Origin of the sequence: Lapidilactobacillus wuchangensis, assembly GCF_003946645.1 — a bacterium.
GTDB lineage: Bacteria > Bacillota > Bacilli > Lactobacillales > Lactobacillaceae > Lapidilactobacillus > Lapidilactobacillus wuchangensis.
Genome location: NZ_RHOU01000001.1, coordinates 444,974 through 465,833, shown reverse-complemented (window position 1 = coordinate 465,833; position 20,860 = coordinate 444,974). Strand labels below are relative to the sequence as shown.

General features: G+C 40.7%; 19 protein-coding genes, 4 tRNA genes, 1 rRNA gene, 1 pseudogene, 1 riboswitch and 1 other annotated feature. Of the genes and pseudogenes, 20 read left to right on the top strand and 5 right to left on the bottom strand.

Annotated features, from left to right (window positions below):
- From rrf to EKM82_RS01975, 7 genes are all read left to right on the top strand, one after another.
- Positions 1-86, top strand: a 5S ribosomal RNA gene (rrf, locus tag EKM82_RS11995); the annotation flags it as partial.
- Between the two features lie 5 nt (positions 87-91).
- Positions 92-164, top strand: a tRNA-Asn gene (locus tag EKM82_RS02000).
- Positions 165-197: 33 nt separating this feature from the next.
- Positions 198-289, top strand: a tRNA-Ser gene (locus EKM82_RS01995).
- Positions 290-554: 265 nt separating this feature from the next.
- Positions 555-791, top strand: coding sequence for a cytochrome b5 domain-containing protein (locus EKM82_RS01990; protein ID WP_125766653.1), 237 nt, complete (start codon positions 555-557; stop codon positions 789-791).
- A gap of 216 nt (positions 792-1,007) precedes the next feature.
- Positions 1,008-1,685, top strand: coding sequence for a VTT domain-containing protein (locus EKM82_RS01985; protein WP_125766652.1), 678 nt, complete (start codon positions 1,008-1,010; stop codon positions 1,683-1,685).
- Positions 1,686-1,842: 157 nt separating this feature from the next.
- A tRNA-Glu gene (locus tag EKM82_RS01980) sits at positions 1,843-1,914 on the top strand.
- 2 nt (positions 1,915-1,916) lie between these two features.
- Positions 1,917-1,989, top strand: a tRNA-Val gene (locus tag EKM82_RS01975).
- A 49-nt stretch (positions 1,990-2,038) separates the two neighbouring features.
- Here the strand turns inward: EKM82_RS01975 and EKM82_RS01970 are convergent.
- A complete protein-coding gene (locus EKM82_RS01970) occupies positions 2,039-2,728 on the bottom strand; it encodes a hypothetical protein (RefSeq protein ID WP_125766651.1) in 690 nt (229 codons plus the stop codon).
- A 161-nt stretch (positions 2,729-2,889) separates the two neighbouring features.
- Positions 2,890-2,968, top strand: a riboswitch (SMK box riboswitch).
- On the opposite strand from EKM82_RS01970, the gene metK reads away from it, so the two are divergent.
- Together metK and EKM82_RS01960 are read left to right on the top strand one after the other, a co-directional pair.
- Positions 2,966-4,165: a methionine adenosyltransferase gene (gene metK / locus EKM82_RS01965; protein ID WP_125766650.1), complete on the top strand. Its 1,200-nt coding sequence runs from the start codon at positions 2,966-2,968 to the stop codon at positions 4,163-4,165. Its footprint overlaps the riboswitch before it by 3 nt.
- Positions 4,166-4,286: 121 nt before the next feature.
- A complete protein-coding gene (locus EKM82_RS01960; RefSeq protein ID WP_125766649.1) occupies positions 4,287-5,777 on the top strand; it encodes an MDR family MFS transporter in 1,491 nt (496 codons plus the stop codon).
- Between the two features lie 64 nt (positions 5,778-5,841).
- Here the strand turns inward: EKM82_RS01960 and EKM82_RS01955 are convergent, their stop codons facing one another.
- Entirely contained in the window at positions 5,842-6,504 is a 663-nt protein-coding gene (locus EKM82_RS01955; protein WP_125766648.1) for a phosphatase PAP2 family protein, read from the bottom strand.
- Between the two features lie 963 nt (positions 6,505-7,467).
- On the opposite strand from EKM82_RS01955, the gene EKM82_RS01950 reads away from it, so the two are divergent.
- From EKM82_RS01950 to EKM82_RS01920, 8 genes are all read left to right on the top strand, one after another.
- The gene (locus tag EKM82_RS01950) at positions 7,468-8,355 is read left to right on the top strand and encodes an ABC transporter ATP-binding protein (RefSeq protein WP_125766647.1); all 888 of its coding nucleotides are present in this window, start codon (positions 7,468-7,470) and stop codon (positions 8,353-8,355) included.
- Positions 8,345-9,103, top strand: a complete 759-nt coding sequence (locus tag EKM82_RS01945) for an ABC transporter permease (protein WP_125766646.1) — start codon at positions 8,345-8,347, stop codon at positions 9,101-9,103. Before EKM82_RS01950 ends, EKM82_RS01945 begins: the two co-directional genes overlap by 11 nt.
- 24 nt (positions 9,104-9,127) lie before the next feature.
- Entirely contained in the window at positions 9,128-9,892 is a 765-nt protein-coding gene (locus EKM82_RS01940) for an ABC transporter permease (RefSeq protein WP_125766645.1), read from the top strand.
- Between the two features lie 27 nt (positions 9,893-9,919).
- Positions 9,920-10,285, top strand: a complete 366-nt coding sequence (locus EKM82_RS01935) for a helix-turn-helix domain-containing protein (RefSeq protein ID WP_125766644.1) — start codon at positions 9,920-9,922, stop codon at positions 10,283-10,285.
- A gap of 127 nt (positions 10,286-10,412) precedes the next feature.
- Positions 10,413-10,614 (top strand) — a binding site (T-box leader).
- Positions 10,615-10,674: 60 nt separating this feature from the next.
- Positions 10,675-13,086, top strand: coding sequence for a leucine--tRNA ligase (gene leuS, locus EKM82_RS01930; protein ID WP_125766643.1), 2,412 nt, complete (start codon positions 10,675-10,677; stop codon positions 13,084-13,086).
- A gap of 891 nt (positions 13,087-13,977) precedes the next feature.
- Positions 13,978-14,118 (top strand): hypothetical protein, encoded by a 141-nt coding sequence (locus EKM82_RS11225; protein ID WP_164508053.1) that lies wholly within the window; start codon positions 13,978-13,980, stop codon positions 14,116-14,118.
- Positions 14,119-14,315: 197 nt separating this feature from the next.
- Positions 14,316-15,107, top strand: a complete 792-nt coding sequence (locus EKM82_RS01925) for a Cof-type HAD-IIB family hydrolase (RefSeq protein WP_164508052.1) — start codon at positions 14,316-14,318, stop codon at positions 15,105-15,107.
- A gap of 77 nt (positions 15,108-15,184) precedes the next feature.
- The gene (locus EKM82_RS01920) at positions 15,185-16,369 is read left to right on the top strand and encodes a hypothetical protein (protein ID WP_125766641.1); all 1,185 of its coding nucleotides are present in this window, start codon (positions 15,185-15,187) and stop codon (positions 16,367-16,369) included.
- Between the two features lie 67 nt (positions 16,370-16,436).
- Here EKM82_RS01920 and EKM82_RS01915 read toward each other — a convergent pair whose 3' ends face one another.
- Both EKM82_RS01915 and EKM82_RS01910 read right to left on the bottom strand, forming a co-directional pair.
- The gene (locus tag EKM82_RS01915; protein ID WP_164508051.1) at positions 16,437-17,009 is read right to left on the bottom strand and encodes a histidine phosphatase family protein; all 573 of its coding nucleotides are present in this window, start codon (positions 17,007-17,009) and stop codon (positions 16,437-16,439) included.
- 207 nt (positions 17,010-17,216) lie between these two features.
- On the bottom strand, positions 17,217-17,846 hold the full coding sequence (locus tag EKM82_RS01910) for an HD domain-containing protein (protein WP_164508050.1): 630 nt from the start codon (positions 17,844-17,846) through the stop codon (positions 17,217-17,219).
- 274 nt (positions 17,847-18,120) lie between these two features.
- Here EKM82_RS01910 and EKM82_RS01905 point away from each other — a divergent pair, with 274 nt between their 5' ends.
- The 3 genes from EKM82_RS01905 (at position 18,121) to EKM82_RS01895 (ending at position 20,363) form a co-directional block, all read left to right on the top strand.
- Complete coding sequence (locus EKM82_RS01905) at positions 18,121-18,441, top strand: DsrE family protein (protein ID WP_125766638.1); 321 nt, start codon at positions 18,121-18,123, stop codon at positions 18,439-18,441.
- 91 nt (positions 18,442-18,532) lie between these two features.
- Positions 18,533-18,829: an ArsR/SmtB family transcription factor gene (locus EKM82_RS01900; protein WP_125766637.1), complete on the top strand. Its 297-nt coding sequence runs from the start codon at positions 18,533-18,535 to the stop codon at positions 18,827-18,829.
- Between the two features lie 169 nt (positions 18,830-18,998).
- Positions 18,999-20,363, top strand: a complete 1,365-nt coding sequence (locus EKM82_RS01895) for an MFS transporter (protein ID WP_125766636.1) — start codon at positions 18,999-19,001, stop codon at positions 20,361-20,363.
- A gap of 141 nt (positions 20,364-20,504) precedes the next feature.
- On the opposite strand, the pseudogene EKM82_RS11910 reads toward EKM82_RS01895, so the two are convergent.
- A pseudogene (locus tag EKM82_RS11910) lies at positions 20,505-20,824 on the bottom strand (GNAT family N-acetyltransferase); the annotation flags it as partial.
- Positions 20,825-20,860 lie beyond the last annotated feature (36 nt).

Sequence of the window (20,860 nt, the reverse complement as noted above, 5' to 3'; positions counted from 1 at the left end):
TATCCATGCCGAACACAGAAGTTAAGCTTCTTAGCGCTGAAAGTAGTTGGTGGGAGACTGCCTGCGAGGATAGGGCGTTGCCACGCTTGATTCCGGTTTAGCTCAGTTGGTAGAGCGCTTGACTGTTAATCAAGATGTCGTCAGTTCGAGTCTGACAACCGGAGTAAGATTGTCGGTCGTATGACCGATTTTTTTATGGAGAGTTGTCCGAGCTGGCCGAAGGAGCATGATTGGAAATCATGTATACGGGCATAAACCTGTATCAAGGGTTCGAATCCCTTACTCTCCGCTTGAGTTAAATCGGTACTACCCTATATACGCTAAATGGTTGATTTTCAACTATTTAGCTATTTTTTTGCACTTTTTTAATCTCTTATATTTACCTATATTTGCTTTAAAAGATAGTCAAAAGAATAGTCCCTAAATCATCGATCACGGGCAATTGATATTACTGAAATATAATTAAAATGACTAGTCATTAAATTGTGCAAAACCAAATGAATCGGGCTATAATGAAAGCATGAATTATAATTGATGGAATTGGAGGATTTACAATGAGTGAACGAACATTTACTAAGGCTGAATTAGCTGAATATGATGGAATTAAGCATCCAGAAAAATATGTGGCGATTGATGGTGTAGTTTATGATTTGACTAATATTCCCGCATGGTCTGGTGAAAATCATCATGGTAATGTGGCCGGTCAGGACCTTTCCAACATAATTGTCAAAGCGCCACATAAGAAATCAGTTTTGGCTAAATTAACTGCTGTCGGAAAATATGTGGGTTAGTTTAGCAATTAAAATAACTTCCAAATAGAAGTATCTAAAAATAATCAGTCTGCTAATTGGGACTGATTATTTTTTTGCCTGGCTAATTTGTGGAAAGTAATAGTGACGATATTATTAAAAATGAGTAATAAACTCGTTTATAGGCATAATATGGAGTAAAATTAAATGCAGTTACTTTAGTAATGGTAAAAGAATAAGAAAGATGCGAGGAAAATTATGTCAACTTTGATCCATGCGTTATTTAATTTGAATCAAGTTTTACCCCAATTAGTCGCACAATATGGCAATTTAGTTTATATCGGCATGTTTATCGTGATTTTTGTAGAAACAGGGTTGGTTATTTTCCCATTCTTACCAGGGGATTCCTTATTATTCCTGAGTGGCTCAATTGCCGCCATGACTACCCATCCGCTTAATCCATTGGTGCTCATTATTAGTTTATCGATTGCTGCCATTGTCGGTGATACCGTGAATTTTGAAATTGGTGCACGCTTTGGCAAGCATCTGACCGAAAGTCCACGTTGGCGACGTTTTATTAAACCTAAGAATATCGCCGAAGCACAGAAATTCTTTGAAAAACACGGCAGCATCGCTATTTTCTTAGGCCGTTTCATGCCACTGATTCGGACGTTTATCCCATTTACTGCTGGCATTAGTAAAATGGCTTACCATAAATTCGTCCTTTATAATATGCTGGGCGGTATTTCTTGGGTCGTAATCGCTGTTCTGTCTGGTTACTTCTTTGGGAATATTCCGTTTGTTCAGGCTCATTTTGAGTTGATCATGGTCTCAATTATTATTATTTCGCTGCTGCCAGCCGTGATTATCTCCTTACGCAAGAAAAAAGCTGGTACTGCAACCGTCGATGTCGACGAACAAGAAAATCAAGATTAATGATGATTAAATGAAGCTGCGACCCTAATAATATCGGGAGCAGCTTTTTTGCTTAGAAATTATTTGACGGATCAATAAATTTGGCCGAGTTTTAAAAAAACTATTGACCTTAACCGCTTTATTTAATATACTTATAAATGCTGTTAGTTAAATAAATGGCCCCTTGGTCAAGTGGTTAAGACACCGCCCTTTCACGGCGGTAACATGGGTTCAAATCCCGTAGGGGTCATTGGAGGTTTAGCTCAGCTGGGAGAGCGTCTGCCTTACAAGCAGAGGGTCACAGGTTCGAGCCCTGTAACCTCCATCATTAAAAAAACACTTTCATTTATTGAAAGTGTTTTTTTGTTTGCCAATTATAATAGTGTGTTAGTTAAGCTAAGTACCAGTAGCAATAAAGCCGGGAATTGACTAATATTTTTACGTTTAGGATAGAGAACCAGACTGACTAATAAAATAACCAAAGTGACAATCATGGCCGGCAGTGAGGTAAAATGCTGTAACCATAGAATCAGATTAAGAATAATTGCTAAAAAGGGCCAAATAAAATCAATGAATTGATGAAATGGCATTGTAAAGGCAACTTTACTAAGAAAAATTGCCACGATCAGGATAATTTGGCGACTAGTGACTTGGTCAATAATGCTGGCTAATAGGGCAATTTCCAAAAAGATCGGCACAATTGCTTGTTCTAACAACAGGCCTAGTTTCAAATCAAGATTGTTCATTGTGGTCGGACTGACGGCCAGCTTGATAATGAGCTGCATTAATAACAGCACTGCCACTAAGTAGGACTTTTCAATTAACAGGAAAATCACCGGAATAGCTAGTAAACCATTGATTAGTAAATGCGGCCACCGCCAAAAATCTTCGGCTTGTTGATTAAGCACAATCACCAGGGTAAAGGCAAGGACCCAGATGAAATCTTTCGGTGTGCCGATTTTAACTTGTTTGCTGAGTAGAAATGGCAAAATTAATAAAGGCAATAATTCCAATAAACTATTGAGGATGAACTGGTCGGTCTTGCGCAGTTGATTAATTTTCAAGAGCAAACCTCCTTATCTAGCCATTATCGTACTGGTTTTTACAGGTGTGGTCAAGTTATCTTCCAGTGTGTGAACGAAATGACCAGTTTCGGAAAACAATTATTGCTGTTGTTGCGACTGAAATCACTGCTTCCTTTAACTTAGTAAATATGTTAGACTTGTTAAGTTACAGCATTCCTGATGGGATCCACAAAAGGTGGAGCTGCCCTGTAACCTGTTCAAAAGGGGGAACAAAAAATGGAAAATCGTCATTTATTTACTTCAGAATCAGTTTCTGAAGGTCATCCAGATAAAATTGCTGATCAAATCTCTGACGCAATTTTGGATGCAATTTTAACCCAAGACCCAATGGCCCGCGTTGCTTGTGAAACAACGGTGACGACTGGCTTGGTTTTAGTTGTTGGGGAAATCTCAACAACCGCTTATGTTGATATTCAGGCAATTGTTCGGCAGACAATTATTGATGCCGGCTATGATCGTGGTGAATATGGCTTTGATGGCCATAATTGCGCTGTTTTAGTCGCTTTAGATGAACAATCACCTGATATTGCCCAAGGTGTTAATGAAGCGATTGAGAAGCGCGAAGACACGTCAGTTGATCCACTGGACCAAATTGGTGCTGGTGATCAAGGGATGATGTTTGGCTTTGCCGTTGATGAAACACCAGAATTAATGCCATTGCCAATCTCTTTGGCTCATCAGCTGATGCGTAAAATTGCCGCGGTTCGTCATGCTGGCACTTTGCCATACTTACGGCCTGATGCAAAGTGTCAGGTTACCGTGGAATACGACGCCGCAACAGGCCGCATTCCGAAGCGAATTGATACGGTAGTTTTAAGCACGCAGCATGATCCCGATGTGTCATTGCAACAATTGGAAAAAGATATGATTGCGCAAGTCATTAAACCCGTTTTACCAGCCAATTTAGTTGATGATCAAACGAAGTATTTGATTAATCCAACTGGTCGTTTTGTGATTGGCGGACCTCAAGGGGATTCCGGTTTAACTGGTCGCAAGATTATTGTTGATACTTATGGTGGCTACGCGCGTCATGGCGGCGGTGCTTTCTCTGGCAAGGATGCAACTAAGGTTGACCGTTCTGCTAGTTACGCCGCTCGTTACGTTGCCAAGAATATTGTGGCGGCTGGTTTGGCACATAAATGTGAAGTCCAGCTGGCTTATGCTATTGGTGTGGCCCAACCGGTCTCAATTAATATTGAAACTTTTGGTACTAGTGAATACAGTGAACAACAATTGATTGATGCAGTTAATCAGAACTTTGATTTACGGCCTGCAGGCATTATTGAAATGCTTGATTTGCGGCGGCCTATTTATAAACAAACGGCCGTTTATGGTCATTTTGGACGTACAGATGTAGATTTACCTTGGGAACGCGTCGACCGTGTTGACGGTCTGAAAGCAGCTCTCAAAGGTTAAAAATGCGAGTTAAGAGGCGATCCGATTGGAAGTTTTTTCCAATTGGGTCTTTTTTTGGGCAAAAATGAATTAAGCTAATTCTACGATTAGTTTAATGATGATTAGAAAAAGTGGGGGCATTATGAAACAAAAGAAACAAACGAACGTTGCACTAACAACTGCAGCAATTTTTATCGCAACTTTTATGGCGGCGATTGAGGGTACCATCGTCTCGACGGCGATGCCAACTATTATTGGTAGTTTAAATGGGATTGCTTTGATGAACTGGGTTTTCTCAATTTATTTATTAACTTCATCAATTGCCACGCCAATTTATGGTAAGTTGTCAGATCGGATTGGTCGTAAACCAGTCTTTATTGTCGGAATTATTATTTTCTTGGTGGGCTCAACTTTGGCTGGCTTGTCGCATACGATGTTGACTTTGATTTTAGCACGAGCTTTACAAGGGATTGGTGCTGGGGCAATTCAGCCGGTTACCTTTACCATGATTGCTGACATCTATCCTTATGAAAAACGGGCCAAAGTTCTGGGCCTGAATGGATCTGCTTGGGGGATCGCTTCAATTATCGCGCCCTTGTTAGGTGGCTACATTGTCCAACACTTATCTTGGCATTGGATTTTCTTCATTAACATTCCAGTTGGGATTATTACTTTGCTATTGGCGATTTTCTTCTTCCATGAAGATCGCGAAGCCGAGAAAGCACCGATTGATATTTGGGGTTCAGCCACGTTAAGTGTGTTCTTGCTGGCGTTAATGTTGTTTGCCCAAGGTTTAGGCACAGCCAGCAATCTGTGGTTGAATGCTTTGTGGTTAGTTTTGGCAGCTGTTGCCGGCTGGGGCTTCGTGGTTGTTGAGAAAAAGGCCACTGATCCATTAATTCCTTTGAAATTATTCAAAAATAATTTATTCTTAGGCCAAAATATTGTGGCGGCGTTAGTCAGTGGTATTCTGATTGGCTTTGAAGTCTATATTCCCATGTGGATGCAAGGAATTCTGGGCTTGCCCGCAACCATGGGTGGTTTTGCGGTCACGCCTAGTTCAGTCATGTGGATTTTCGGTTCGTTCTTGGCGGGCCGGTTGCTGGTTTCCATGTCAGCGCCACGAATCGTTGGTGGTAGTTTGATTATTACACTGATTGGTATCGGTGTCTTAGGCTTCTTACCAATTGGCACGCCGTTTTGGGTCTTCTTATTAGTCGCGGCCTTCTTAGGGAGTGGCTTTGGGATCAGCATTACCACCACCACGGTGACGGTACAAAATGTGGTTGATGAAGATGAAATCGGTATTGCGACCTCACTGAATACATTATCGCGGACAATTGGTCAAACTTTAATGATGTCGATTTTTGGGATCATTCAAAATGCCATCTTTGCTCGGGGAATTCAAGGTAATTCCCATTTGAAATTAAGTATGTTGAATCAATTGATCAATCCCGAAACAGCCAAACAAATTGCCAGTGATCTATTACCACAATTGCGGTCAATTTTATTGACGGCGATGCATGGTGTTTATCATACTGGCGTGATTTTAGCCGTGTTAGCCTTAGTGCTGAATTTCTGGACGGCGCGACGTCATCAAGCCGCCGCACGTGTTGAAGACGGAGAGAATTAATACTTTAGATTAATTAGGTCATAAAAAAAGTCACCACACATTTTTAAAATGTGCGGTGACTTTTTTAGTTGGCGTGATTTAAATCAGGTTGCGCCGAATAGTATTGTTTCAAATAAGTTCGTTTCGCAATGAGCCAATGAACTAAGAGGTTGGCAGTTGCTAATAAGAAGCCGGCAGTAACATCGCTAGGGTAGTGGACGTGAACCACTAAACGGCTTAAGCCTAGTAAAAAGATCAAGACTAAGGCAATACCGATAATCAAACCCCGTTGCTTCTTGGAGTGAACCAGGCAGAAACCGATCACGATCAAACTGCCAAAGAACATAATTGCTGCCGTGGCGTGCCCACTGGGGAAGCTGTAGCCAGTTTCAGGGATTAATTTGTGGCTTGGCCGTGGTCGAAGCACCCAATGCTTGACGAAATGATTAAATAGACTGCCTAAACCATTATTCAAGCCTAGAAAAATAGCCAGACGCCAGTGTTTGCCAATGACAAGAATCAACATCACGATTGCCGTTAAGACTGTCATATTAACGGGATTACCGATTTTGGTAAAGGCAATAAAGAATTGATCAAAATTGGGATGAAGCGGCTGAATCCAACGATAAATGGTTTGATCATAGCCGTTGATCCATGCTTGATGATTTTTAACGCCCAACATAAAAATCACAAAAGCGACATAACAGAGAATAATTGCCGTGCCTACAGTGATACGTTTTTTAGTCATGATAATTTCCTTCTTGCCCTGAGTAATGACATTTATTATAGCATATCGCTGAAAATAAAAGCGTTGCTGGCCTTGACTACAAGTAAAACTTAACAATTCATGACTGGTATTAATAAAAAGTCAACCACATAATGGCTGGCTTTATTTATGAGGCAACAAATTAGTGCCACAGATTAAAAATAAGCAGATTGCACTTATTTTGGTGCCGTCGTTCCAAAAATTGTCCTGCCAGATTAAGGAGATCATGGCGCTAAAAAGTAGCGTAATTACACAAATAATTGCAGCTATGACGAGTAAATTATTTGAAAATTTCTTGCTCATAAGTCATGCACCTTTCTGTATTTTATTGATAGTTTTTGAAATCCAATAATGTTCTAAAAATAAGAGTGAAACATTTTGCTCATTATTGATCATCATCTATTTAAATCATATCATATCATATTAATTTCAATCTGTGTTAGGTTTATCATTTTATATTTCAAATGACTTGTTTTTCGGTTAAAAGTTCCAGGCTGTGACATAAGTTGTGTGATCATCATACTCTTACAAATACTGCCTTGAAGTGTTAGTAAAAATAAAGTGCACCGACTGAACTCCAGACGGAATGGAGAGATCTTGTCGTCAGCCGCCAAATTATTGTTGGTGTTTTAGCACTTACAATAAGACCTGTATCTGAGACAATTTGGTTTGTAATTGGCTCAGATCAGCGTCGGCAGCGTTCCACGACAAGCAGCCCGTAATGCAGTCAGAACTGATTCTGTTTTAGACTGATGTCGGCTGCAAAGTGCCTTTTTTCGAGCGCAACCACACTAACTGTTGATAAAACAGCATTTCTAACAGCAGATGTCACAATTGGTTGCGCAATTAATGATGACTTTTTACGTGATGGTCGCAATTAGTTGCTTGATGATTTCAATTCCTGGGCCGATTCTTAAAGGTGTTAATTAGAGAGGAGCATTGTTGATGCTAGAAATTTCTAAAGTGAATACCTTTGTTGGCAAAAAGGAAATTACTAAAAATATTAATTTTAAGATTTCGCCAGGTGAGGTGGTCGGCTTGATCGGTCCTAATGGTGCTGGGAAAACTACCATTATGAAAACAATTTTAGGTGTGATGAAATTTACTGGTCAAATTTCTTTGAATAAGATGGTGGTGACCGAGAATAATCATCAGGCTTTAAGCAACGTCGGAGCTTTAATTGAGCACCCAGCCATCTATCCGTTTTTATCTGGTCGTGAGAATTTGGAACTCTATGCTCAGGATCAACAGGATTGTCAACAAATTATCTCCTTACTACAAATGTCAGCTTATATTGATAATAAGTGCAAAGGTTATTCATTAGGGATGAAGCAAAAGCTAGGCATTGCCATCGCCTTACTCAATAATCCCAAGTTAGTTATTTTGGATGAGCCTTTGAATGGGCTAGATGTTGAGGCAACGATTGTCGTTAGAAAGATCATTGTTAAATACGCTAATGCGGGCACCACCTTTTTGATTTCAAGTCATATTTTAAGTGAACTGCAGAAAGTGATGACCAGAATTATCTTAGTTAATCATGGTGAAATTATTGTGGATCAAAAAATCAGTGACTTTAATCGGCAAAATCGCCCGCAATATCAAATTCAAACTGATAACACTGAGTTAACAGTGAAATTACTGCAAGAAAAGCAGCTTCAATTTAGTCGAGACAATGGTGAATTAATCGTCAAGCAGGCTGATCTTTTTGCCATTCAGGATCTTTTGTATCAGCAACGCCAGCATTTTATTAAATTGACGCCAATCGCCATTAATTTTGAACAGTTAATTATGAATGAATTAAAGCGGCAACGAGGTGAAGACGATGCGAAATGAGTTGCAACTTGAATGGTATAAATTTAGCAAACAGCGGCTGCCATTTTATGGTTTTGCGGCGCTATTGTTACTGATGATTTATAGTGGGCTAACCAGTCGTGATGGTCGGGCGTTGATGCTGTCTAGCTTCGGCGCGATTCAGTGGATTCCCATTATTCTAATTGCTATTGGTTCATCATGCTTAGACATGGAATATCGTTATCATACTGTGATTATGTTGCGCTACAAAAGTTCAAATTTATTTAAAAGTTATTTGGCTAAACTCGTGATCGTGTATTTGTACGGCGTCGTCTTAGTATTTTTGGCGCTGTTACTGACGCTGCTGCTTAAAGGTATTTTTGTGGGCAAACAATTAAGTTGGTTGGTTTTGCTTGGTGGTCGCGGCTCAATTTTGCAAATTGCGGTTTTGAATTTGTTAGCCACCATGATTTATTTACTTTTCATCGTCACCATGGCTTTTATGCTGATTTTAATCGTCAAAATCAATGCGGCGGTGATTGGCATTAGCTTAGCGATTGGCTTTTTCGGTGCTGGCTTCTCGGAGGCATTGATCAAGACGTTTTCGTCAGCGGCCAATTTGCTGCGTTGGAACCCCTTAAATATGATTCTGATTACGCAACAATTGACCAACAGTCAGTACACGCAGATTTCCCATTTAACCAATGGCGAAATTGTGACTGGGGTCGTTGGCTATACCCTATTATTCTTACTGATTGGTTATCAATTATTCAAAGAACGTTCGGTCTAAATAAGGAAAAGGAGGTGCGGTTAAATGAAATTTAGTCTTTATCAGGAGTTCTATAAATTCGTGCATCGCAAATTGACCTGGATTGCGCCGTTAATTCTGCTGCTATTAATGATCATTACTGGCTACTCGATTGGCTATCATCAGGGAAAATTATTGACGATGACTTGTTATAATTCCCCAGATTGGATTGTCTTGATTTTAATTATTGTGGGGTCGACTATGTTTTCAATGGAGTTTCAAAATAATGCCATTTTGACTTTAATATATAAATCTAAAAGTAAAATTCAGGTATACTTAGCTAAGTACGTGATTATTTTTGGCTATAATCTGATCTTGCATGGTTTGGCGATTCTTTATACGGTTGTGCTACGCTATGCGACGTTGAATTCCCGTGTTAGTTGGTCAACCATTTATCGCTATCAACAACCTTTGTGGCAGAATATGTTGCTGACTTCATTGGTTGATTTATTAGCCACCACCTTAATCATCACCTTGGTTTTCCTACTATCCTGTTTAATTGAAAATAATGCGGTGGTAACAACTTTAAGTTTCTTAATTGTTTTTATGGGCCAAGCGGTATCCGCCAGTTTATTAAATCTTGGTAGGTTTACGGCAATTTTAAAATGGAATCCGCTCAATATGACGAACTTAACTAGGCAATACTATAATTATGTGACTTATTTTCAGACTAGCCATTTGCTGAATAGTCAGTTGGTGGTGGGGGCGTTGTTATATATTGTCATCTTTTTCATCTTAGGCTATCAAATCTTTCGAAGTAAACGGTTTTAAAATAATATCAGTCAGGGAGCGATTTTGATGAATGACTTTGCTAATCAATTAAAAAAATATCGTAAGGAAGCTAATATCACCCAAGATGAATTGGCGACCAAATTATTTGTCACGCGGCAAGCTATTTCCAAATGGGAGTCAGGGGATTCAACCCCAGATTTAGGAAATTTGATCAAACTGACGGATATTTTTAACGTTAGTTTGGATACCTTGGTGTTTGGCGCGGAAAAAGATCCGAAAGTTGATCTTACTGAATACGTACTTAATCCGAAGAATAATCGTTATGTGCGCCGGCTAGGAAAAATGAATTTCTGGGATTTTCTGTCAGGATATTGGTGGTCAGTGGTCCTGATCGTTTTTATCATTGGCTTTTTCTGGGCGATACATCCATAAACGCTGACCACTAATTGAATTTAGGATAAATGAATACTGGGCGTGAGCCACGAAATCGTATAATCTTGAATTTCCTCTTGATTATCACCGGCCAAATGGGTTATATTAAAATCATATCAGCTTAATAATGAATTTCAGGAGTAGTAGTCGTGGTTTTCTGGTCAGCGAGTAGACGGTGGTGCAAGTCTATCTGAAGCCGCGACGAACTCACCTGTGTAACTTAACTCGAAAATAGTAAAGTTGAGCGTGGACCAGCGTTAATGGTTTGAGGGTATTTGGCGTTCGTCAAATACTGAATTTAGGTGGTACCACGATCAGACGTCCTATTAGCGTATTTTTACGCTGATGGGATTTTTTTATTAGGTTGAAATTTGAAGGGAGTTAGATTCATGACATACAATCACACAACCGTTGAGAAGAAATGGCAAGAGAAATGGCGCCAGAATCAACAGTTCAAGACGACCACAGATAAAAACAAACAGAACTTCTATGCTTTGGATATGTTCCCTTATCCATCTGGCCAAGGCTTGCACGTTGGCCATCCTGAAGGCTATACAGCCACCGATATTATTGCGCGGATGAAACGGGCTCAAGGTTTCAACGTCCTTCATCCAATGGGTTGGGATGCTTTTGGTTTGCCTGCAGAACAATATGCGCTAAATACAGGTCATCAACCTGAAGAATTTACCGCCGCTAACATTAAAAACTTCAAACGGCAAATTAACTCCCTTGGTTTCTCTTATGACTGGGATCGGGAAGTTAACACCACTGATCCAAGTTTCTACAAGTGGACGCAATGGATTTTTGAACAAATGTACAAAAAAGGCCTCGCCTATGAGGCTGAAGTGCCAGTTAACTGGAGTCCTGATTTAGGCACAGTTGTTGCTAACGAAGAAGTTATCGATGGTAAGACCGAACGGGGCGGCTTCCCAGTATATCGCAAGCCAATGCGGCAATGGATGTTGAAGATCACCGCTTATGCTGAACGCCTATTGAATGATTTAGATTTAGTTGATTGGCCAGAAAGCATTAAAGATATGCAACGGAACTGGATTGGCCGTTCAGAAGGTGCCGAAGTCACTTTCAAAGTGGCTGCTAAAGACGATCCTGAATTCACGGTCTTCACGACTCGTGCGGACACTTTATTCGGTGCTGCTTATATTGTCATGGCCCCAGAACATGATTTGATCGACCAGATCACCACGCCCGAACAATCTGACGCAATCAAAGCTTACAAAGATATGGTCAGCCACAAGAGTGATTTGGAACGGACTGATTTGAATCACGATAAGACCGGTGCTTTCACTGGTGCTTATGCGATTAATCCAGTAAATGGCGAGAAGTTGCCAATTTGGATTTCTGATTATGTTTTAGCAACTTATGGCACTGGCGCGATTATGGCCGTACCTGCTCATGATCAACGGGACTTTGAATTTGCCCAGAAGTTTAACTTGCCAATTAAGCCCGTGATCGCTGGCGGTAATGAGGACGAAGCTTATACTGGCGATGGCGTTCATATTAATTCTGGCTTCTTAGATGGTTTGGATAAAGAGGCTGCCTTAGCGAAGATGAAAGATTGGCTGGTTGAAAATAAAGTTGGTCAGCCAAAGGTCAATTACAAACTACGTGACTGGTTATTCAGTCGCCAACGTTACTGGGGTGAACCAATTCCTGTCATTCATTGGGAAGACGGCGAGACAACTTTAGTACCTGAAAATGAATTGCCATTACGCTTACCTCACGAAACCAATATCAAACCTTCTGGTACTGGTGAAAGTCCTTTGGCTAATCTGACTGATTGGGTCAATGTGGTTGATGAGAATGGTCGTAAAGGCCGTCGAGAAACCAACACCATGCCACAATGGGCTGGTTCATCATGGTATTATTTGCGTTATGTTGATCCTCATAATGAAAAAGCTTTGGCTGACTACGACAAATTAAAAGATTGGTTACCAGTTGATTTATATATCGGTGGTGCTGAACATGCCGTCTTACATTTATTGTATGCTCGTTTCTGGCATAAATTCTTGTATGACCTAGGTGTTGTGCCAACGCCAGAGCCATTCCAGAAGTTATTTAACCAAGGGATGATCTTAGGCGACAATCATGAAAAGATGTCTAAGTCAAAAGGTAATGTGGTTAATCCTGATGAGGTCGTTGAACAATACGGTGCCGACACGTTACGGTTATACGAAATGTTCATGGGACCATTGGATGCTTCGATTTCTTGGAGTGAAGAAGGCCTTGCTGGTTCTCGCCGCTTCTTAGATCGGGTTTGGCGTTTATTCATCGATGATGATGATAAATTACGCGATCGAATCACCACCGTTGATGACGGTAAATTAGATCGAATTTACAATCAAACGGTTAAGAAAGTCACCGAAGATTTCGAACACCTGCACTTTAACACTGGTATTTCACAATTAATGGTCTTCATCAATGAGGCTTACAAAGTCGATGCTTTGCCAGTGCAATATGTGGAAGGTTTCGTGCAAATGTTAGCACCAATCGCGCCACATATGATGGAAGAAATCTGGGAGAAGCTTGGTCATGACGAAAGTTTGACTTATGCTGCTTGGCCAACTTATGACGAAAGTAAATTAGTTGAAGAAACAGCCGAAATTATCGTGCAGGTCAATGGTAAATTGCGGGCTAAATTGCAAGTTGCCAAAGATATCAGTAAAGATGACTTGGAGAAGTTGGCTTTGGCTAATGATCATGTCACTGAGTTTACTGACGGCAAGCAAATTGTGAAAGTGATTGTGATTCCAGGCAAGATCGTCAACGTGGTTGTTCGCTAGACTAATTTGAAAAGTAGGGTAGGTCCGCCACTGAGGATTTGGCGGGTTCCGCGCGATTGAGTGGCGTGGAACATAGCCGACATCGATTTCAGCCTTTCTGGCGAAAGTCTAAAATACGAGTCTTATTCTAACCGCTAAAGACGGTAAGAATAATTTGGCCATTGACGCCATCGCGCTCCACCCGCCAGTTAAACTTGCAGAATCCAGCACCACTCTAACAAAATTAGCTAGTCTTAAACGCAAATAGCGTGTTGACAACTTTTCATAAGAGAAGTGACAACACGCTATTTTTGGTGCTATTAAGTTGTTCAATGAGTTTAAACGATTACTTTTTTATATTTTAGTATTTGCCAAATAATTAGGCCGCAGATAACTAGGCTAAGTACAACGATTGCCTGAATTTTTTCTTTTTTGGAAGTACGGTTGACTTCAACTAAAACATGTTTTGATTGGTATAGTTTCATTGTTTGCACCTCTACAAGCGATAGGTTATAATAAGAGTACCAAAGGGAAGGCCGCTTAGGGCATTCCCCCAAGTGGTAACCGTTAATTACCACTCAAAACTAATCGTGAAAGTCACAATAACCAACATTATCTTGATGGTAAATTTGGTCACTTGTGGCTTTTTTATTAGCTTGAGATGGTGCATGACAGTTTCAACTCCTCTTTGGTACACTTCTGATGATAATAAAAATATTGTGTATTTGCTAGCAATATAAAAATTAGATGTCATAAAGGCTGGGCAGGTCCTTAAGTAGGCGAATAGAGTTGTCACACCGCCTTTTTGTTCCTGTTTAACTATTTTTATTGATGGAATTAAGTTAATGAATCCCACTACCACTGCCTTAAACACCAACAAAGCTAAAGTGAACTAATTCAACTCCAGACGGAATGGAGGGCGTGGTTGTCAGCCGCCAAATTCTTCTTAGCAATTTATTGCTTAGAAGAAGGCTCGTATTTGAAACAATTGTGGTTTTCAATTGGTTCAAATCGATGCCGGCGCGTTCCACAACCAGCAAGCCCGGAATGTAGTCATAACCAATTCTGTTTTTACACTTTCAAAGATTCGTATTGATGGCAAGCTAATTTAATCAATCACACTTTTTCTTAGAATAATTAATTTTTTAGTTAAAATAACCCGTAACTCTATGCGCAATCGATGGTATAATTCAATCATATTCTCTTTTGCGTGTATAGGTGGAAGAGAAACAATTAGAATGAGGTGGACCATGAAATTAGTGGCAGTTGATATTGATGGCACATTTGTAAATCATCATAATGAGTTTGACGTTCCCCGTTTTCGGCGGCTTTTCAAGAAAATGCAGGCGCAAAATATTGAGTTTGTCGTGGCTAGTGGGAATCAGTATCCCCATTGTCGGCGTTTATTCCCAGAAGACTTACAGAATCAAATTAATTATGTTGCTGAGAATGGTGCCTTAGTAACGGCTCATGGCAAAGAAGTCTTCTGTGGCGGTGTTTCCTTTGATACCGTTAAGCGGGCCATTGCTGAGTTAGAGAAAATTCCGGGAACTCAATATATTATTTCCTCAAAAACTCATGGTTATGTGCCAGCGAAATTCATGCCGGAATTCCATGATGAAGTTGTTTATTATTACGCGCAATATCGTGAATACAATGATTTAAATGAATTGAAAGACTTGCCACTTTTGAAATTGACCGCCTTAGTTGGTAAAGAAAATGTGCCAGCAGCTGTTGAGACTTTTAAAAATTGGCCCGATTTATTAGTGACGAGTAGTGGTTTCGGCTATTTAGATATGATCAATCCAGAAATGCATAAAGCAGCTGGTTTAGAAAAATTATCTGAGTATTATGGAATTTCGCCTGAGGACATGGTGGTTTTTGGCGATAGTGGTAATGATAAAGAAATGTTCCGTTACGCCGGCCAAGCTTATGCCATGGCTAATGCAGAGGAACAATTAAAAGCGTTAACTGATTTACGGGCACCTTCAAACGAAGAAAATGGTGTCTTGCAAGTTTTAGACGAATTATTAGCTGATTAATAATCTAATGAAACAAGGTTATTTGTTGTCCGCTTTTTTGGCGGGCAATTTTTATTTTAGAAAAGTATAGGTAAAGTATGAAGAAAATTTGGGTTGGGCTAGTCGGTGTTTTAGCAGTCGGTTTACTAGTGACGTTAACTGGCTGCCGGCAACAGCCACAAACGGCCAATGTGGGTCGCAATTCGCGGCAATTATTAGCAAAATCAGAATTAACTTGGGTTCAAACTGGTCAAGTGACTGGTAAAATCGATCAACACGGTAATTTGAAAAAAGCCAAGCTACACCAAACGCCAAAGTCGCAGTTAGGTAATTCATTGTGGATCACTGACGACGGCAAGTTAGATGGCAGTTATCAACAAATCAGTTACGATGAGGCCAAGCGAACTTTTCAAAAAAACATGCGTGATGACAGTGACCGCGATCATTATCAAATGACCACAATCAAGCAATTTAATGAAGCCTTGGCCGCAGCCAAAGCCAATATTCGGGTCAAACGGTACAGCGACTTAACTTATTATAAATCGGGAAATATCAACGATTTTTTTGGCCGGGCAGTGGTTGCCAGTGGAAAAAAACTTTACATGCTTGACTTAACTCGTGAAATTCAAACGGATAAAGAAACGGAAGCATATCTCATTACAATTTACACACGAGATGTTCTGAAGGCGCCAACAAAACATTTATCATTTGCTAAATTAGCTGGTCAATGGCAAAACAAAAACGATGCCAATGATCAATTGCAAGTGAAGGGTGAGTTTGGCTATCAGGTCACCAAGACTATCAATGGTAGTACTGACGTGACTCGTTTCAAAATCCAAGATTTGCGCCAATTATCAGCGACGGCACTTTACACTGGGACTTTTATTGAGCATCAGCGCCAAGTTGCTGCCAAAGGTTATTATTTGCCGAAAGCGACTAGTTTGGCCGGGGTCATGGATCGCGCCATTTATCTGTTCATTTCTGAGAATGAATTGATCCGCGTGATTAATGGCACCTTGACGAAATACGTGCGGACACCCAAAAATGGCACTAAGGTTGAAATACCAGCGACAATTGCCCAGGTTTATGACGCCTTTGATCAACAAAACAATCCGCAAGTGGCCCTGTCAGTCATGACTTTAAGTACCGATTCCTTTGAAGTAGTTTCTAATGAAGCCAATCAATTGACCAATTATACTAGCTTAGACTTACGCGATTACAAATTTGCGTTTGTCAACGATCAACAAGTGACGATTCGCGATGCTAGTCCAGGTACTAACTAAAAGAGATACCAATCAAAAAAGTTGCCCACAGTTTCAGGACTGTTGGGCAACTTTTTTGGATAATTATTTATTTTTCGAGATGAAAACACTCGCGAATTTGCAGCAATGTTTGGTCTTGATAGTCAAATTCAAAAATAGCTGGTAACCAATTGATCAGGTGCATGAAATCTTCGTAGCCAAAATCCGGTTGATAATAATTCAAAATCGTACTCAATGCGGTGCCATGAGTGCCCACAATAATTGCTTGATTGGGATTAGCTTGTAAAATATCAGTCACGGCCGCTAGATTGCGCTGCTGGACCATAGCAATTGATTCGCCACCAGCTTCGTGCCATGCCGGTTCTTGCCAGCGTCGCTGATAGACTTGCGGTGAAAATTCGGCGCTGCCATTGACCCGTTCTCGCAATCGCGGATCTAGATTGATCGGCAACTTCAAAAAGTCCGCTGTCGACTGAATCGTCGCAATACTGCGCGGGTAGGGACTGCAATAACAAACAGTTGGCGCTTGCGGTAATTTTTGGAAGAAAGCTTTCACATGTTTGGTATCTGCTAAACCAGCAGCTGTTAATGGTCGTGTCGGGCCGTCATGCCAATTAGGATCAGATTCTGCATGCCGGACGAAATAAATTTTGGTCGTCAATTTTTGCCCTCCAAAAAGTGAGATTCAACTCAAAAACCAGCTGGCTAGTGGGGAACAGCTGGTTTGATCATTAAGTATATTGTAGCATTTCAAGAAATAAAAATCTGGTTGCGTTGCGGGTGTGTTCAGTTTTTCCAACCGGCGTATTAAGTTCCACGGGCCTGAAGCTCCAAGACTTTTACAAATGAATTAAGGTGGTTAAAGGTATTAATATTTTAGCGAGTGGCTAGCAGGTCGGCCCGCGATTGTATTTAGGGTTTGGTACGCATCGATTAACCAGGGATGAACGACTTTTAGGTCATTTTGGCGTAAGTAATTCAAATAGACTAGGGCCGCGTCAGCTTTTGAAGTGGCCAATGCTTGCTGTAATTCTGGTAAATATGGCGGCGTGCCCGGTTGATCCCAAGCAATTTTATCGGCCAGGAATAAAGTCAGATCGGAATCAGTGAACTGGCCTTTCAAAGTAGTGTGGCATTCAATGGCAGCAATCATATTGTTATCAGTAATGTGGAAGCAAGTTTGTGCGATATAAGCGGATAATTTCTGATGAAGTAGTAGCGGTAATTGTTGTTCGGCTGGTAAAATTGGCAGCTGTAATTGTTGGGCCAAATTCAAACGCTGATTATTGGGGATGAAGGCACTAATATCGTGTAACAAACCGGCCCAATAAAGTTGTGGCTGGTTATTTTCGCTGAGCAGTTGCGTTTCGGCGGCAACCGCCAGTCCATGTTGATAAGTAGCCATGGTGTTAGTTTGTTGATAAAAATTGCGAATGTTCGTTGATAAATCAACTTGATTATTCAAGTGATATTGTTGGATAAATTTTAGATAATCCACGAAAACACGTCCTTTAAACATAGTTTAGCTTAATTTTGCCAATTAGTGTGCCGTTCAAGTTAAGCATTAGTAAAAATATAAGGATCAGATTGGCGATTAACAATTTTTTCAGAATCGAGTTTGAATTTGGTTGGTGTTACTAGAATAGTTAGCTAATAATTGTTAAGCTAATTTTAGATATCGCGATGAGAAAGGATGGTTGCAATGGCGAATTTAGCGTTAACAATCTGGTTGAATCGGCAATTTAATTCTAAAGCGAAAGCAGGTGTTGGCCGTGGTTAAGGTGGTTATTCATGTTGATGAAGCAGTAAAAGTCCAGCTGGCAATTGGCAACGTGCAAAATTTATTGGCGGCATTACCAACTAGTGAAGTGATTGTAGTAGTCAATGGCCCAGCCATCACAACGCTTCCTGCTGGCGCTTGGGCCAACTTACTAAAGCAGCTGCCTCAAGTTGAACTGGATGCCTGCCATAACGCAATGGTCAGCCACCAAATAACGGCAACTGATTTACCAGCGGGAGTCACAGTGGTAGCGGCTGGTGTAGTCCGCATTGTCGAGTTACAAGGGCAAGGATTCGCCTATTTAAAACCGTGATTAAGATAATTAATCGAATGTTTTTAATGGGTGGCGATTAAAGTTGGTGACTTGCTTGAATTTAAGTGATTGTATCCAGTAAAATAACAGTATGACAACTCCTAAAAAAACTTTAACTTCCGCGGACCAACAGCTGCTAGTTTTCAAGGCATTAGCTGATCCAATTCGGTTAGAAATCATTCAATATTTAAAACAAGTGGAACATGAAGTCGCTTGTGGTGAGGTTGGCCAAGCCATCCAGATTAGTAAAACCTCTGGTTCCTACCATTTCAAATTGTTAGCCGCGGCGCAGCTGATCACGACTCACAAGGTCGCTCGCGAAAAATATGTCAGTCTTAATTTGGCGACCTTTGAACGCTATGTGACTGATTTTTATCAGAATATCTAAAGAATGGTCATTAGGAATGACCTAGCCTAAGTACTGGCGCTTTAACTAGGAAAAGACGTTGATAAAACGCCTTTTTTTGTTGTTCGCTAACTTGTTAATGGTTTTTAGTCATGGTATTTTAAAATAGTTCAAAAATATTTGAACTATATTATTTTAGGGGGAAATATTCATGATGACTAGTAAGGTGAGGACAACCTGGCTATTGATATTGACATCATTGGGATTTTTCATGTCGATGATGGATGCCATGATCGTGACGACGGCGGCAACGGCAATTAGGACCGATTTCAATATTTCGGTGACGACTTTACAATGGGCCTTGAATGCTTACAACATTACAATTGCAGCGGTTCTGTTAGTAGGTGTTTCATTAGGCGAACGGTTTGGTCGCCGGCGCATTTATAATTGGGGCATTTTTATTTTTACTTTAGGATCGATTCTTTGCGCGCTGGCACCCAATATTACGGTCTTAATTCTGGCTCGAATCGTGGCCGGCCTGGGTGCTTCAGTAATGACACCGATGTCGATGGCAATTTTAACTCATGCACTGCCGACAAGCGAACGGGGAAAAGCTTTAGGTATTTGGAGCGGTATTGGTGGTTTGGCCTTGATTATTGGTCCCTCATTAGGTGGTTTGATTGTGGCCAAATTGACTTGGCAATGGATCTTTTGGATCAATGTGCCCATTGGCCTTAGCGCGATTCTTCTAAATCAATATTTGTTGCCGGAAAGTACGGGCAGTCGTGAGTTGGTGCGTTTCATGGACGCGGTGTTGAGTATTCTTGCTTCAGCGAGCATTATTTGGTCGTTAGCTGAAGTGACTGCGACGCCGAAACCAATCGTGCCTATCATGATTGGCGTTGTTGGTGTCGGACTAGGAATTTGGTTTGTGCGTCGCCAACGCATAGAAACGCTGCCCATGGTGCCACTGGATTTTTTTAAGTCTAAGACTTTTATTGGTGCGAACTTAGCGACTTTCTTGTTGTATGCAGCGATGTACGGCGTGGTCTTTTTCTTGCCGCAGTTCTTACAAATCGTGGGTCAGCGGGATGCTTTAACTGTTGGCCTGGGAATTCTTCCTTGGACAGGTACATTAGTTGTGGTCGCACCATTTGCCGGTAAAGCAGTTGATCATTTTGGTGAAAAAATAATTGCGACGCTTGGCTTGCTGGGTCAGGGCGTAGGCTATTGGTTAATTGTCAGATTAGTTGGCAATCAAAGTGGCTATCCAGCGTTGATTTTACCGTTAATGTTAGCTGGAGCGGGCCTTTCAATGGCTGGACCAGCTTTGCAGAAAGCTGTTTTAGGAGCAGTTTCCTCAAGCAAGATTGGTCAGGCTTCAGGAATTTACAATGTTTTTCGATTATTAGGCGGCGCTGTGGGCACAACTATTTCGGTAATTGTCTTTAATCAATTCGGGAATCTCAATGGTCCAATTAATTTTACCCACGGATTTCAGGCAACCATGTTTGTCGCTGGTATTTTATCGATTTCAGGAATTATCTTTTCATTACGATTTAAGCGAGTCGCCTGAGTGTTCTAGCTAGTGGCGTCAGCGAAATTTTTAAAATAAAGCTTGGTTTGCTGAGTCTGTCAATAGAATCGCGACAATAAAAAATAGACAATTATGAAGGCCATTCATAATTGCCTATTTTTATAAAGTTCATATTTTAAACTAAAATGTTTTTGCAAGATATAAAACTAGATCATTATCATTCAGACAAGGGGCGTTCATCTCAAGCGGTTGATTGTGATACCAAACATCGGAACCATCGGGCACAAAGCCACGTTTGATGTAGAGGCGTTACGCTGGACCATAGTCTGAATGCAAGCCGACGCCTAAGGTATTGATTTGGCCGCGTCTTCAATAGCAGCCAACAGTTGGCCACCGACGCCCTGTTTTTGAAAAGATTTGAAGACATTAAAGTCAGGAATTTCCGGATACTTTCCTTGAAACGAACCTTCTTTAGCAAGCGGCATCAAGGTGACGTAGCCAGCAACCTGATCGTTAAGCAAACCAATTTACCAGGC